This window comes from Saprospiraceae bacterium (genome assembly GCA_016710235.1).
GTDB lineage: Bacteria > Bacteroidota > Bacteroidia > Chitinophagales > Saprospiraceae > Vicinibacter.
The window spans coordinates 322,965-339,764 of record JADJLG010000001.1 but is presented as its reverse complement, the minus strand read 5'-3'; the positions used below and the strand labels follow the sequence as shown (position 1 = coordinate 339,764).

The 16,800-nt window shown below is 39.2% G+C and carries 7 protein-coding genes; 2 read left to right on the top strand and 5 right to left on the bottom strand.

The annotated features are described in order from the left end of the window. Positions 1–12 precede the first annotated feature (12 nt). Positions 13–3,204, top strand: a complete 3,192-nt coding sequence (locus IPI99_01480) for a M4 family metallopeptidase (protein ID MBK7339180.1) — start codon at positions 13–15, stop codon at positions 3,202–3,204. 112 nt (positions 3,205–3,316) lie between these two features. Here IPI99_01480 and IPI99_01475 read toward each other — a convergent pair whose 3' ends face one another. Together IPI99_01475 and IPI99_01470 are read right to left on the bottom strand one after the other, a co-directional pair. Further along, positions 3,317–4,489, bottom strand: a complete 1,173-nt coding sequence (locus IPI99_01475; protein ID MBK7339179.1) for a thiolase family protein — start codon at positions 4,487–4,489, stop codon at positions 3,317–3,319. Positions 4,490–4,647: 158 nt separating this feature from the next. Beyond that, positions 4,648–5,808: an acyltransferase gene (locus IPI99_01470; protein MBK7339178.1), complete on the bottom strand. Its 1,161-nt coding sequence runs from the start codon at positions 5,806–5,808 to the stop codon at positions 4,648–4,650. Between the two features lie 415 nt (positions 5,809–6,223). On the opposite strand from IPI99_01470, the gene IPI99_01465 reads away from it, so the two are divergent. Then, positions 6,224–8,797, top strand: coding sequence for a DNA gyrase/topoisomerase IV subunit A (locus IPI99_01465; GenBank protein MBK7339177.1), 2,574 nt, complete (start codon positions 6,224–6,226; stop codon positions 8,795–8,797). On the opposite strand, the gene cadA is transcribed toward IPI99_01465, so the two are convergent. The 3 genes from cadA to IPI99_01450 form a co-directional block, all read right to left on the bottom strand. Continuing rightward, positions 8,794–10,848 carry a cadmium-translocating P-type ATPase gene (gene cadA, locus IPI99_01460; protein MBK7339176.1) on the bottom strand — a complete coding sequence of 685 codons (2,055 nt, stop codon included), beginning with the start codon at positions 10,846–10,848 and terminating at the stop codon, positions 8,794–8,796. The genes IPI99_01465 and cadA overlap by 4 nt on opposite strands. Positions 10,849–11,119: 271 nt before the next feature. Beyond that, positions 11,120–12,409: an efflux RND transporter periplasmic adaptor subunit gene (locus IPI99_01455; GenBank protein MBK7339175.1), complete on the bottom strand. Its 1,290-nt coding sequence runs from the start codon at positions 12,407–12,409 to the stop codon at positions 11,120–11,122. Positions 12,410–12,421: 12 nt separating this feature from the next. Then, positions 12,422–16,777 carry a CusA/CzcA family heavy metal efflux RND transporter gene (locus IPI99_01450; protein MBK7339174.1) on the bottom strand — a complete coding sequence of 1,452 codons (4,356 nt, stop codon included), beginning with the start codon at positions 16,775–16,777 and terminating at the stop codon, positions 12,422–12,424. Positions 16,778–16,800 lie beyond the last annotated feature (23 nt).

Below are 16,800 nucleotides of genomic sequence, written 5' to 3'. Positions count from 1 at the left end.
AAGCAAATCAATATGAAAATTTTAAAGCCTATCATCCTGATCACATTTGCAGCCATTCAGTTGCTGTCTGCTCAAAGCGTAGGGTCGGAATTCTCCATTCAAAAAGATAAAAAAACCATCAGGCCATTAAATTCTCAGATGGATGTGGATCATGTCATCGCAATGCTGCCTCAACTCTTGCAACTCCAGGAAGGAACTCAAATGATCAGCATATCCAAGGAGAAAGATTTCATCGGGTTGACGCATGAAAAATTTCAAATGATTTATTCAGGCTATCCCGTTGAAGGCGCACAATATATAGTCCATTCGCGTGGTCAGATTTTTATAAACTCGAATGGTAAAATTCCGGATGCAGTTTTTGCTGATCTAGGAATAAATATATCACCTTCGGATGCGATTCAGATCGGTATGGGTGACAGACAGGCAAATGAATATGCCTGGCAAAATATTGAACTTGAGAACAGACAAAAAGAATTGGAGAATAATTCAAAGGCAAGTCTTTATCCAAAACCTGAATTGGTATGGGCTGATTTCGTCACTCCTGGAGTGTTCGAACTGTGCTATAAATTGGATTTGTTTTCGACTCAACCTGAAGCTCGGGAATGGATTTATGTTCATGCTTCAAATGGTGTGATCATCCAAAAAATAAATCAGATCTGTACTATTCAAGTGGAAGGTCTGGCTAAAACAAAATTTGCAGGAACTCAAAAAATTATCGTTGATAGTCTGGCAGCAGATCGATTCATTTTGAAAGATGAAAGCAGAGGAAATGGCGTTCACACACTCAACTCCAAAACCGCGAGCAGCTTCGAAGATTCTGAAGAATTTGTGGATTCTGATAATTACTGGAATAATGTCAACGGAGCTTTGGATGAAGTTGCGACAGATGCGCATTTTGGAGCGGAGAAAACCTATGATTATTTTTTTCAAAAATATAAGCGCAACAGTATTGACAATAATGGATTTAAGATTTATTCATTAGTGCATTACAATTCTAATTGGAATAATGCCAGTTGGAATGGACAGACGATGAATTACGGTGATGGAGATCGAACCACATATCATCCTTTTACTTTGCTGGACATTTGCGGTCATGAAATCACCCATGGTGTGACTTCCAATACGTCAAATTTGGTATACCTCAACGAATCCGGTGCACTGAATGAATCCATGTCAGATATTTTTGGAAAACACATCAAAACCTGGGTTTTCGATACGACTGCAAGTCAGTGGACATTGGGCACAGGATTGATGAAGTCAAATGCCAACTCCGGCTTGCGTTCATTTTCTGATCCAAACCTGTATCAGTGCCCAAAATACTACAAAGGAAAATACTGGATTTTTGGACCTGAAGACAACGGTGGAGTACATTACAATAGTGGGGTATTGAACTATTGGTTTTATTTACTTACAGAAGGAAAAAAAGCTAAGAATGAGATAGGAAAGACGATAGACGTCGCTAAAATCGGAATGGACAAAGCAGCAGAAATAGCATATCTGATGAATTCTGCTTATCTGACCAGCAGATCAAATTATGATGATGCTGTAGAAGCTTCCATGCTTGCTGTGGAAGCATTGTACGGTCAATGTTCTGCAGAAGAAAGTGCAGTACAGGCTGCTTGGTATGCTGTCGGACTGAGTCAAAATTCAGGCAAAGTTTACGATGTTTTTGCAGAGAATAATAATAGCATCAATTCAAGCTGTTATCTGGGAGCCAACGAAAAATATACTCATGTGCTCCGATATGAAAACTGCAATAGAGTCATTCCACAAGGGACAATTTTTTACCTGGGAGCCAAACTCGATAATTCAACTATCTGGACAGATACCATGGAGTTGAATCAAGATCTTAAAGCTGGTGATCGTCTAGAAATTGATGTACCGGTCAACATTGATCTGGATAAAATAGGAAAACACGTTTTGAAAGTGTATCACCAATTTTCTAACGATGGATTTTTGGAAAATGATACTGCAACCATATCAATCGAAAAGTACGATCCAAAAAATAGTGATACTCAGTTAAAGCTAGCATCTTTTGGAGCAATTAATTTAGGCTGTGAAGAATCAGGACCGCTGCGCGGTTTTTTTTACACCAAATACAATGGCTGTGATTCATTGACTACAAATTCACCGGTGAGCTTGGGTGCATCCATCAATGGCGAGATCGTCACCGGATCTATGAAATTAGGAAAGACTATATTCAGAGGGGATTCTAGTTTGAGTTATTTTGACCTGGACCTGACTAAGATTTTACCTTACACAAGTCTTGCTGTAAAAGTCTTTTTGGATCAAAATAAGGATGCAAATCCATTTAACGATACACTGCGCGTAAATCTCACGCGAAAGCGGGAATTGACTAAAGATATTGTACTCGAAATTTTCAATACCGTGAAGGCCAGAGATACACTCAATATTATTCCGGGTTTGAACGCAAATGCTACGGTAGGCAATAATCGTCCAATCGAGGGACCTGCTTCTATTAGAATGAGTGGTGGAAATATTAATGTTGAAGGAGAAAGGGTCGATGCTCCAAGGGATGAAAGTGAGATCTGGACAAAAAATCAAGCCAATCGCTCCAGGATTTGTATTTGTGCCAATGCTGAAAATATGACTCATGTCACATTACAGTTTGACTTAAAACAAAATGTGATTCAGACTCATGAATTTTATTTTAAGGATTACAATCATTTACTCTTTTCAACTTTGCGCGTCACAGTGGATGGAGTACAACAATCTCCTAATTTGTTTTTAGCTTCAAAAGAAGACACTTTAAAAGTGTTCAGGAAGGAAGTAGGTTTGGATGCATTTGCAGGAAAAGAGTTTGAGTTTTGTTTCGAAAATTTTGCAATTCTTGAACAGAATTATGATCAGCTTCGGATAGGTGATGCAACGTGGATCGACAATATTGTATTGAAGGATCAGGTGCTTGCAAGTAAGGATATCTCTACAGATGAATTTCAAGCGAATATCATATATGACGGTAAAGATGGATTGCCAAAGTTGTATCTGGAAAATGCACAAGAAGGGCAGATTTATATTGCAATGCACGACATTTTAGGCCGATCTGTGGGTAGTCTGAAACAAGGTGTCAATGCAGGTGACCGGATATTGGATTTGCCGATAGAAAAATTGGTTCCCGGTTTATACTCTTGTTCCGTTCGCAATGATTCAGGGAGAATTAAAAGCATGCTGTTTTACAGGTAAAAAAGTCCGTTAATATAATCGAAGTCGGAGATGAGAGATTTCGTCATGAGGAGTGACGCCTATGGCGAAACGAATGGATATATTTTCAATTCCTGTTTACCGGAAAATTGGCTTACAATCGTTCCAATACTGCAGCTATGCCCTGACCTCCACCTACACAGGCGGTAACAAGGCCATACTTCTGATGGCGTCTACCGAGTTCGGCGAGCAAAGTCATGGTCAAGCGAGCCCCACTGCATCCCAAGGGGTGCCCAAGCGCTATAGCTCCACCATTCACATTGACCCGATCAGGATCCAAACCCGCTTCACGAATGACGGCAAGTGATTGTGCTGCGAATGCCTCGTTGAGTTCTATCAGATCGATATCGGACAAATTTTTATTGGCCATCTGGAGCGCTTTTGGTATTGCTTTGCAGGGCCCTATTCCCATATAGAGAGGATCCACACCTGCGACTGCGCATGAGACCAAGCGACCCAGAGCTTGCAAGCCAAGCTGCCTGACGATGTTTTCACTACAAACGAGGGCAAATCCGGCACCGTCGCTGGTTTGAGAAGAGTTACCAGCAGTAACAGAACCTCCCAGGGCAAATGCCGGTTTGAGGGCAGCGAGTGCCTCCAAACTTGTATCCGCTCGTATGCCGTCATCAAGTTTTACAGTTGATTTGCGACTCGTCTTTTTGTCATTGACCACTGAAGTCTCTTCAATCTCAATCGGGAATATCTCGTCGTCAAAGAGATGATTTTGCTGTGCTTTGGAGGCGAGCTGATTGGATCGAAGCGCAAACAGATCCTGATCTTCTCGGCTCACATTATATTTTTTTGCCACCGCCTCTGCGGTGAGTCCCATACCAATGATATAGTCCGGATGCTCGCTGGCTACCATATAATTGGGAGCGAGTTTGTAACCTTCCATCGGAATCTGGCTCATGCTTTCTACACCGCCGGCTACGTAACATTCTCCCATACCTGATCTGATTTTTGCCGTCGCTATGGCAATAGTTTCCAGACCCGATGCGCAGTAGCGGTTGACAGTTACTCCCGGGGTAGATTGTCCCACTGCCCGCAATGCTATTTGTCTACCGATTTGTAATCCCTGCTCACCCTCTGGATTTGCACATCCAACGATGACATCATCTATGAGCGAGGTATCCAGTTGAGGGGTCTTGGCAAGTAATGCCTTGATGATGTTCACCGCAAGATCATCTGATCTGGTAAATCGAAATCCTCCTTTTTTTGCTTTTGTAACTGCACTGCGACAGAACGAAACGATGAATGCATCATTCATACAATCTTGTATTTAGAAGGGTAAATATAATACCAAATAAATGTTGGATCAAGAAAAATAAATGAGGTCAAAAGAGCTTGTCACAAAAATCCCGCACCATGCTTCCACCTGAAAAAGGCCTGAGTCGTTCTGTATTTGCGGAACTATTTGGAAGTCATTTATTTCGTGCTGCTCTTGGATCTTTTTGACATAAATGGTTTTTCAAAAAAAATGAAAAACAAGGTGGAAACCATCATTACTGCAGAGACCAGAATCGCAGTATATTGGATAAACGTTTTCGGGAAAGAGTTGTCATGATATACATTGAACATGAGATGACCTAGTCCCTGAATAATCGGATTGTGCAAGAGATAAATAGAGTAACACATCCCACCGATTATACAAATCAAGCTGCTTCTGGTAAACAAGCTTCCCCATCCTTTGATCAAGATCAGATAAAAGAATAATATCAATAGCAGTAATTGTAAAGTGCTGAGAAGGACCTTGAGCGAAGGATGCATAGAGCCCATATAAGTGATGTCTGTATGCTTCATACCAATCATAATGCACGCGAGTACCGGCAATAAAAATGTTGATCTAAGGAAATCATTTCTTTCGGGAGATGCGAGGAAATTTTTATCGAGAAAATATTCGCATATTAAAATTCCTATCAGAAAAAAATGGAAGTATTCATACAAACTGATGTATTGAGGTTTTGTAAATTTTGTCAATGCAGATAAAGAGAGTATGAGAACCATCAACAATATTTTACGGTATTGAGCTTGCTTGATTTTGTACAATAAAATCATCAGGAACGGTGCCAGAATATAGAATTGAATTTCTACTTCAAGACTCCAGGTGACATTGTTTATCAGAGGTAAAAATGATCTGTCATGTAAAAAATTATGACTATAAAATAAGGAAGCCAAAAAGCTCTTCCACAATTCCTGAAAGCTGTGAATTTTTAGTAGGAGTAATGCAATAAAGAAGATGAATAAACTGATTACATAAGGCGGCTCCAGACGTGTAAGCCTTCTCCGAAAGTAGGAACGCAAGGAAGGAAAAGTGGAACCATTGCGCAGCGATTCAGCGAATGGCAGTGCAAGTATAAATCCACTGATTGCAAAGAAAATATCTACACCAAAAAAACCGTGACTCATCCAGCTGTGCAATCCTGAATAATTTGATTTGTTCTGTATAAAAAAAGATTGCGGTTGCCGAAATATTAATTCACTGATATGAGAAAATACGACCATCGCGATTGCAATGAAACGCAAAGCATCTATTTCCGGTATATATTTTCCGGAACTGGTGACACGTTTTAGAGAACTGAATAACATGTAGAGATCAAAATCTTTCCATCATGAGGATGGACATGAATCCCCACATGAGCTTGTAAAAGTAAAAAATCTCACAGAATTGAGATGATTTCTGGGAATGGTCTTCATGAATCAGAGAGCAGCGGGATCCGGATGTCACCTGGAAGAAAACTTGATTTTAAGCGCTTTTTGCAATGACATAGTGGAGGATGGCTTATTGAATATCCATTTTTCGGTTTTTTTTATCGAATCGGGATTTATACAGGTTCTATAAAGCAAAATCGGATTGTCAGGAAAACAGGTATTTTTTATATATAAATAATCCTTAATATGATAAAAGCGATTAATTTTGCCAATTGACTCAAGGTCTTATGTGGTACTTTTCCACATTCACTTACAAGAAAAGGCGTAGAGTTCAATATTAATCGATCATAGTATGTCAGAAAAACAAAACTCGGAATCTCATCAGGGACATATCACGACACTGGATGGAATGTACCAGGACTATTTTTTAGACTATGCCAGTTACGTGATACTGGAAAGGGCGGTACCGGCTATCGAAGATGGACTCAAGCCTGTTCAAAGGCGAATATTGCATAGCATGTACGAGGCTGAAGATGGGAGGTATCACAAAGTGGCCAATCTCATCGGGCAGACGATGCAGTTTCACCCTCACGGTGATGCAGCTATAGGTGAGGCTCTGGTCAACTTGGGTCAAAAAGATCTGATGATCGACACACAGGGCAACTGGGGAGACTATAGGACCGGAGATTCGGCTGCTGCACCGAGATATATCGAAGCCAGACTGAGCAAGTTTGCACTTGATGTGGCCTTCAACCCGCAGCTTACTGAATGGCAGCTTTCTTATGATGGCAGAAAAAGAGAACCCGTAGCCCTCCCTATGAAATTTCCTCTGCTTTTGGCACAAGGAGTGGAAGGTATAGCCGTGGGACTTGCTACAAAAATACTGCCTCACAATTTTATAGAACTGATCAAAGCGAGTATTCAAATATTAAAAGGCAAAAGCGTTCAAATTTATCCCGATTTTGAGACCGGAGGACAGATCGACATCAGTGATTACCAACAGGGATTGCGAGGCGGTAAAGTAAAAATCCGTGCGAAGATGGAGGTGGAAGACAAAAAGAACATCATCATTCGCGAATTACCCTATGGCGTAACTACAGGCTCACTGATCGAATCCATCATCAAAGCCGCGGATAAGGGAAAAATTAAAATCAAGCAAGTCTCTGACAACACTGCAAAGGATGTCGAAATATTGATCGAACTTCAAAGCGGAGTCTCTCCCCAGGTGACCATTGATGCGCTGTATGCTTTTACACAATGCGAATTCTCGGTTTCGCCAAATGCCTGCGTGATCGTTGACGATAAACCCGTGTTTCTGAAAGTAAATGAGTTGTTGCGTATTAGTACCGAACATGCCAAGTATCTTTTGCTCAAGGAATTGGAAATCAAGAAGAGTGAAATTTTGGAAAAATGGCATCTCAGTTCCCTGGAAAAAATATTTATTGAAAATCGCATATATAGGGACATTGAAGAGTGCAATAGTTTCGAAGCAGTAATAGAAACCATCCACAAAGGCTTGCGCAAGTTCGTTGCCACTCCTTCAGAAAAAGCAGTTGCTTCTGACAAACGCATTAGACTCAACCGAGAAATAACCGATGATGATGTCACTCATCTGACAGAAATCCGTATCAAGAGAATTTCCAAGTACAATAAATTTCAGATGGATGAAAATCTGAAAGCGCTCGAAAGTGAGTTGAAGAAAACGGAACATGATATTGAACACATTACAGACTTTGCGATCCATTATTTTGAAAATTTATTAAATAAATATTCCAAAGGCAGAGAACGCAAAACGACAATCATGGAGTTTGAAGCCATACAGGCAGTGCAAGTTGTCGCAAATAATTCAAAACTGTACGTCAACAGAGAGGATGGCTTTGTAGGATATGGCTTAAAGAAAGATGAATTCATCAAAGAATGTTCTGATATAGACGATATCATCGCATTTCGGGGAGATGCGAAAATGATGGTTACACGCATTGCTGAAAAAACATATGTGGGAAAAGATTTACGTCATGTAGATGTCTGGAAGAAAGCTGACGAGCGCACAACGTACAACATGATTTATCTTGACGGAGAAACGGGTAGGGCAATGGCTAAGAGATTTAATGTCACGGGAATTACCAGAGACAAAGAATACGATCTGACAAAGGGTCATCCCAAATCGCGATTGCTTTATTTTTCTGCAAATCCTGAGGGCGAGGCAGAAATCGTATCAGTTTATCTTACTGCAGGATGCAGTGCAAAGATCAAGCAGTTTGATTTTAATTTTGCTGAACTTGAAATCAAAGGTAGATCGTCCCAAGGAAATATTGTCACCAAGTATCCGGTTCGCAAAATCAGCCTGAGGGAAAAAGGGCAATCTACTTTGGGATCTCAAAATGTCTGGTTTGATCCACACACGGGCAGACTCAATGCTGAAGAACGAGGTTGGTTTTTGGGAGGATTGAATAAAGGTGATAAATTACTCGCTATCTATAAAGACGGCAGCTATGAAATTACAGAATACGATATGCAAAATAGATATGCTTTTGCTGAATTGTATTCTATGGTAAAGTTCAAAGAGGATATTGTAGTTTCCACAGTTTACTTTGAAGGTGAAAAAAAATGGTCCATGGCAAAGAGATTTAAAATTGAAACCAGTAGCCTCGGACAAAAATTTCAGTTTATCACTGATCACAAAGATTCAAAAATGTATTGGGCAGGAACAGGGGAAAATCCTGAAGTGCTATTCAGTTACAAACGCAAAAATGAGAAATCAGAAGAGATCCTCACACTTGTTGAATTTGTCGATATAAAAGGCTGGAAAGCCATCGGCAATAAAATCGAAGATATACCATTGGTAAAAGTAGAATCTTACCAGCAAACCAAGAATCCTCCGGGTCCAAAATTGAAAATCGGAGATACCCTGGAGTTTGATTTTTAATTCGAGAGATCGTATTTTGTGTAGAAAATTTTTGTAGCATTGAGTATTGCAATTAAGGAAACGCCTACATCAGCAAAAACTGCTTCCCACATAGTCGCCAATCCTCCTGCGCCAAGTACCAATACGATGGCCTTTACCAAGAATGCCAATGCAATATTTTGCCAAACAATTCGCTTCGTTTTTTTGCCTATGAGAATAGCGGTCAGAATTTTGCTGGGATGATCGTCTTGAATTACTACATCAGCGGTTTCAATAGCAGCGTCACTACCTTTGTCTCCCATCGCAATTCCGATATCGCTGATCGCCAATACGGGAGTGTCATTAAATCCATCACCAACGAAGGCAACGCTTTGATATTGAGATTTTATTTCTTTTAATTTCTCAACTTTATCTTCAGGAAGCAATTCTCCAAAAGCGTTTTTTATTCCCAGTTGCTCTGCTATCTTTTGGACAATTGTATTCTTGTCACCGCTTAGCAATGTGATTTTAATATTCATTGACTTCAATCGTTCTGCGGTCATTTTTGCGTCAGATTTTAAGCTATCGGCAATGGTGATATAGCCTACAAATTTTTTATCAAGTGCTATAGCTATTGAAGTGTGGAGAATAGTGGCAGGGTCAATGTCATATTGAATATTATTTTTGTCCATGAGTTTAAAATTTCCACATAGAAAGTCCTTATTTTGGAAAACAGCCTTTAATCCATATCCACCGATTTCTTCTACATTTTCTAAACGTATGCCGTGATCTATTTTGCCAACGTAGTCATGGATAGCAGTCGCCACAGGATGTGTACTATGACTTTCCAACGCGTTGACCAATTGCAGAATTTCCTCTTTGTTCCATTCAGGTCCAAGGGCAATCTCTTGAACTTTAAATACTCCTTCAGTAAGTGTTCCGGTTTTGTCCATGACCACATGTTGCACATTGGCAATTCTGTCAAGAAAATTTCCGCCCTTAAATAATATTCCATTTTTACCGGCAGATCCGACTCCACCAAAATAAGCTAAAGGAATGGAAAGCACCAGAGCACATGGACAAGAAATTACAAGAAAAACCAAAGCTCTGTAAAACCATTCATTAAACACATACCGGCTGTCAAGAAAGAAGGGGATGATAGTAATGGCAATGGCGATTATAACAACAAATGGAGTATAAATTTTAGCAAATTTTCTTATAAATAGTTCTGTAGGAGCTTTTTGCAAGGAAGCATTTTGGACCAAATCCAGTATTTTGCTCAGCTTGCTGTTTTGATAATTGCTCGTCACCCTTACCAATGTGGTAGTATTTAAATTGACAATACCTGCAAATACAGTTTGTCCTTTGGTTTTTGTTTCAGGTAAACTTTCTCCGGTAAGAGCAGAGGTGTTGAAGGAAGCTTTTTCTGATATCAATTCTCCATCCAATGCCAATTTTTCTCCGGGTTTGAGTTGTAGTATATCGCCAATATTGACTTCTTCTGCTTTGATGATTATCCTCGAATTATCCTTCAGAATACTCACTTCGTCAGGTCTTTGATCCAGTAATGACTTGATGTTGGCTTTAGCTCTCCGAATAGCCAAAGTTTGAAATACTTCACCTATTGCATAAAAAGTCATTACTGCTACACCTTCCGGATATTCACCTATGACAAATGCGCCGATAGTAGCTATTCCCATGAGAAAAAACTCTGAGAATATTTCTGCTTTACGCATCGCCTCAATAGCAGATTTGAGGACCGGAAATCCAACCGGCAAATAACCAATCAAATACCAGAGCAGTCTAATATGAGATGTAAACCATGTGGGTTTTATAAAATTGTCCAGAGTCAATCCGGTGATCAATATGAAAACTGAGATTGCTGGTGGAAGGAACATTTTTAATTTGCCGTACTCGTCGTGTCCGGTGACACTCTCATGTTCGTGATCATGATCATGATGGTCGTCAGTTTGATCTGCAGTATCTGTTGGGTATTGAATTAATTTTTCTGCCCCTGCATTTTGATATATTTTTTGCGTTTGAGTACAACAGAGTTGTTTGCCTTGTGAATCGTATTTGTGTTTATGTTCCATTTTAATGTTGGCCGGAAATTTTGTTTTAAGCAATATATCATTATCATTTCATAATTCGCGTCCTCAGTATTTACTCAATCGGTTTAATCCATTAATAATCAATTTGATTTTGGGATATGAAATGGTATTGAATTTAATAGACTTCACACTGTTAATAAAATAGTTTGGAGAGCAATAAGTTGATTGAATTGTGGATATATTATTACTAATTTTTTGAAGTGGAAGAAAGTATCTGGTTTGTCCAAACAGGTGGTGGATATTTTTATTTGTATCAATGAACATGACCCGGTGCTGTATTGAATTTGGCATTGATAAAAAATGCACCTTTGGTCACAATTTTTACATCTTTCGGTAAGTTAGAGAAAGGAGTAATCGCTGTGTAACCCATATTTGTAATTCCCTTTGCTACCTCGATTTTTTCAAAATTCACGACCGCCTGATGTTGGTCCTGTTCTTCCGTTTGATGATCCATATGATGGTCCTCGTGGTGAGTCTCTGCATTTTTGTCTGTAACTATAAATATATAGAACTTTCCCTGAGATTCAACGATGGCATCTGAGGGCACTGCAGTCGTTATGTTCTTGCTCATGCTTACCATAGCAGTGATGTTCATACCATCTATTAAGTTTGATTTGTTTCCGCTGACAGCACAATGCACTGGAATTGTTTTGCTCTCATTTTCAAAGGCGGTCCCTATACTAAAAACAGTAGCGTCGTATTCCTGTGATGGATTATTGGTCAATGTGAAGTGAATCGTCTGGCCGATTTTAATCAAAGGCAGATCTTTCTCAAAAACATTTAAATCCAAATGCAGGGCATTATTGTCAACAATTTCTGCTACAGGTGAGGCGACGTCGATATAACTTCTGATTTTTGCAAATACATTGCTGATAGTTCCCGGAATTGGGCTGGTGACAAGCAATGCTGATTTCAAATTACTGTTTGATATTTGACTGGGCTTGATACCCATCAGCTCAAGTTGTTTGTGGAGACCGGCTTTGCGCGTCAGGAGAATTTTCAATTCACTTTCGATATTTTGTAAATTCTTTTTTGCTCCTGCTTGACCTTCGACCAATTCTTTTTGTCTGTCTAACTCTTGTTCAGCTAAGTTAATCTTACTCAAAATAGTAAGGTACTCCTCTTGTAGTTGGATAAATTGAGGATTTACAATAGTGGCCAGTACTTGTCCTTTTTTTACCTTAGTTCCGATCTGCGCATGTAGTGATTGGATTACGCCACCGTAAAGGGAGCTGGCGTTGGCTTTGTTATTGTTAGGCACTTTAAGCACTCCCGTAGCTTTGAGAGTAGCGGTAAGTTCTTTTGATTCTATAGTGCCAAAATTGATACCGACTGCTTTGATTTGTTCCTCTGAAAGTTCAGCGATCGTTGATGATTCATCTTCATGATTGTCTTCCGGATCAGTTTTTATTGTCTCATGTTCTTCACCATGAGAATGATTATCACCCTCCTTGTGATTGTGACAAGAAGTTAGACTTATGAATATGCAACAAGCAATAGTCGGAAGCTTGGATAAATATATTTTATCGGATTGTAGTATCATCAATTTTGGTTTTTATTGATTAGTTAAATTTAAGTAGGCGATTGCAGATTGGTTAATCTGCAATATGCTTTTCAGGTAATTTAAACGCATGTCTTTTGCCGTTTGGAGAGTGTACAAGTATTCTACATAACTGATCTCTCCTGTACGGTATCCAAGTTGTGCTGCTTTCACTGTTTCTTCGATCTTGGGAAGTGCAAGGTCCCGATAATAATTAAATTGCAGAACATCTTGCCTATATTGAACTAATATGTTTTTTAATTGCGCTGATAGTAAAAGTTCTTGTTGTTTTACATGTGCATCCCTGGCTTGAATTTGATATTCGAGAGACTTCAATTTTGCTTTGTTCGTACCATAACTGATTGGAATGCTAATTCCCAGACTGACCGAACTGAAGTGATCTTTTTCATCAAAGTACACCTCCTCATTATTGATCGTCTGTACACCTGTGATGGATTGATTGTTGTAAGCTATACTAAAATCCGGCATGGCTATAGCTTTCTCAACTTTTTTAGATTGTTTTAAAGCAGACAACTCTTTTTCTAATGCTTGCAAGCTGGGATGAATGGAAATAAAATTTGTATCCAAGATCTCGTTTATGACTATTGGACTATAGATCAATGGATGGATGATATTTAAACTGTCAGTAGTATTGAGCAAAACCTTCAGGTGTTGGTAAGCATTTTCCAGAAATACCTGATTCTGTAACATCAATAAATTGATTTCACCTTTTCTGGTTTCTGCTGAATAAAATTCTATTTTACTGGTTTCTCCGGTTTTATATTTGAGTTGTGCTACCCGGATAAATTCATTGTACAAGCTATCCAATTCCCATAATACAGTCTGATTGTTTTGATAAAATTCGATTTGGGAGTAATAATTTCTTACCTCTTTTTTCAACTCATTTTTTGAAATTTGGATCTGTACCTCCTTGCTCTCGGTTTGGACTCTGAGCAATTCTTTTTTAGCCTTGAATACTGTTGGAAATGGTATGGTTTGCGATAACAATATTGCATTGTCAAATTGATTACTGTTGAATTGGCCGAGTTGGACATCCAATGCCAGCTTGGGAAGTTCAAAGGCAGTTCGCTGTAACGCTTGTTGTGCCTGTACTTGGAGAGAACTTTCTTTTAGGCTAAGATTATTTTTAAGTGCGATGTTGATTGCATCATCACTATTTCTAATGATTAAAGTCTGTGCATTTGTTTTTGCTGAGATCAGTATGCATAGAATCAGCATGCTGTTGATAGCAATTTTCATATTTGAGCGTGGATTTAATTTTGAATTGAATATGATGTATAAAGCAGGCAATACAAATAATGTCAAAAAAGTGGCAGTGATTAAGCCGCCAATAACAACGGTCGCAAGTGGCTTTTGAACCTCTGCACCGGCACCTGTACTCAAAGCCATCGGAAGGAATCCTAAGCTTGCTACCATGGCAGTCATCAGTACCGGTCTTAATCTGATTTTAGTACCTTCCATAACGCGTTTTATAAGGTCTGTCCAACCTTCTTTTTCCAGCGTATTGAATGTGCTGATGAGCACGATACCATTGAGTACTGCCACGCCGAATAATGCAATGAAGCCGATCCCTGCACTGATGCTAAAAGGCATTCCTCGCATCAGCAATGCAAAAACACCACCTATGGCACTCATAGGAATGGCAGTAAAAATTAAAAAAGTTTGCCTCATACTGCGAAATGTGAAATAGAGCAAAAAAAGTATGAGAAATAAAGCAATGGGTACAGCTATCATCAATCGATTGCTGGCTTTTTGAAGGTTTTCAAATGTACCACCATATGTGAAGTAATAGCCGCTGGGTAAATTGATTTGGCTTGATAGTTTGTCATGTATTTCTTCCACAATACTTTGCACATCTCTGTCTTTCACATTAAATCCAATGACAATTCTCCGCTTTCCGGATTCACGACTGATTTGTGCAGGTCCTAGTTTATAGCTCACGTCAGCCAGCTGGGATAAAGGTATTTGATGACCACCGTGAGTTGGAATCAACAAATGAACAACATCGTCAATATTGCTTCGAAAGTTGCTGTCTAGTCGCACCACCAGATCAAATTTTCTTTCATTTTCGTAAACTACTCCTGCTGTTTTTCCTGCAAATGCCGTACTGACGATATCGTTGATATTTTCAATGTTGAGCCCGTAGTTTGCAATTCTGGCTCTGTCATATTCTATATTGATTTGTGGTAAGCCTGTTATCCTTTCTACCTGGGGCGTGGTAACACCGGACACGCTTGATACAACATGGCTTACCTGATTGGCATAAAAGAATAAACTGTCCAGATTTTCACCAAATATTTTCACAGCTACATCCTCTCTGATACCTGTCATAAGTTCATTAAATCTCATCTGGATAGGCTGATTTTTTTCGAAAAATATTCCGGGTATTATTTCCAGTTTTTCCATCATTTCGTCGGCCAAATCTTCGTATGATTTATTGTACTTCCATTCTTTGGGAGGTTTTAATATGATCATCATATCCGTTGCTTCAGGAGGCATTGGATCAGTAGGAACTTCCGCTGCGCCTGTCTTGCCGATAACCATTTTTACTTCATCAAAATCTTTAATGATTCTGCTCGCTTGCATTGAAGTTTCAATACTTTGACTAAGAGAGCTCCCTTGCGGCAGAATGCAGTGAAACGCAAAGTCACCTTCATTTAATGTGGGAATAAATTCTCCGCCCATTTTGGAAAATATATATAAGCTGATGAAAAAAAGAATTGCAAATATTCCTACAAGTAAATATTTAATTTTTAGCAACTTTGTTAAAAGCGGTTGATAAAATGAATACATAAAAATCATCATTTTGTCTGAGAAATTTTGTTTGTAATTCATCTTTTTGGAAAGAAATAATGAGCACATCATTGGGATATATGTGATCGAAAGCAAGAGTGCTCCAAGAATTGCAAAACTTACAGTTTGGGCCATAGGTCGGAACATTTTACCTTCAATACCTACTAAACTGAGAATAGGAATATATACAATCAGAATAATGATCTCACCGAATGCAGCACTATTGCGGATTTTGGAAGCAGACTGAAAAATCTCAGTATCCATCTCCTCTTGTGTCAATATGTTTTTATCTTTTCTCAAGCCCAGATGATGCAATGTGGCTTCTACTATGATTACGGCGCCATCTACTATCAAGCCAAAGTCTATGGCACCCAGACTCATTAAATTGGCACTTACTTTAAATACATGCATGAGACCTAAGGCAAACAACATCGAAAGCGGAATGGCAGATGCTACAATCAAACCGGCTCTGAAATTGCCTAAGAAAAGTACCAGAACAAAGATCACGATCAGTGCACCTTCAATGAGATTTCTCTCTACTGTACTCATGGCACTTTTTACCAATACAGTCCTGTCCAGGTAAGGTTCGATTACGATGTCTTCAGGCAGAGACTTTTGTATTGTAGGTAATTTTTCTTTGATTTTATTCACCAGTTCATTGCTGTTCTCTCCTTTTAACATCATTACCACTCCTCCTACTGCATCAACTTCGCCATTGTAAGTCAAAGCGCCATATCTGGTTGCACTGCCGAATCTCACTTCGGCTGCATCTTTGATGAAAATTGGAATACCTGTATTTTTTATGGCAATGTTTTTTACATCTTCCAATGAAGTCAACAATCCAACACCGCGAATAAAATAGGCATTGGGTTTTTTATCGATATAAGCACCACCCGTATTTTGATTATTATGTTCCAGAGCCAAAAAAATATCTGTAATACTTACACCCATTGCTTTTAATCGATTTGGGTTTACAGCAACTTCATATTGTTTTAATTCTCCGCCAAAACTATTTACCTCAGCAATGCCGGGAGTACCTCTCAATTGTCGTGCTACAATCCAATCCTGCATGGTGCGGAGATCTTTGGCATTGTATTTTGATTCACTCCCTTTTTTGGGATGGATGATGTACTGATAGACCTCACCAAGTCCGGTACTGACGGGAGCCAATTCCGGAGTTCCAATTCCTCTTGGGATATTTTCACTTGCTTCAGTTATTTTTTCATGGATCAATTGTCGGGCAAAATAAATGTCCACATCATCAGAAAAAACTAAAGTAATGACAGAAAGTCCAAATCTTGAAATGCTTCTGGTCTCTTCAAGCTGAGGAAGATTTGCAATACTTTGTTCAATGGGAAAAGTGACAAGTTGTTCTACTTCCTGACCTGCGAGTGAAGGACAAACAGTGATGATTTGTACCTGATTGTTAGTGATATCCGGGACAGCGTCTATGGGCAATTTCGAGGCGCTCCAAACGCCCCAAATGATGAGCAACAAAGTCACCAGACCTATGACCAGTTTGTTGCTTATACTGAATTTTATAATTTGATTTAGCACTAATTTTCTTCTTAATGTTGATA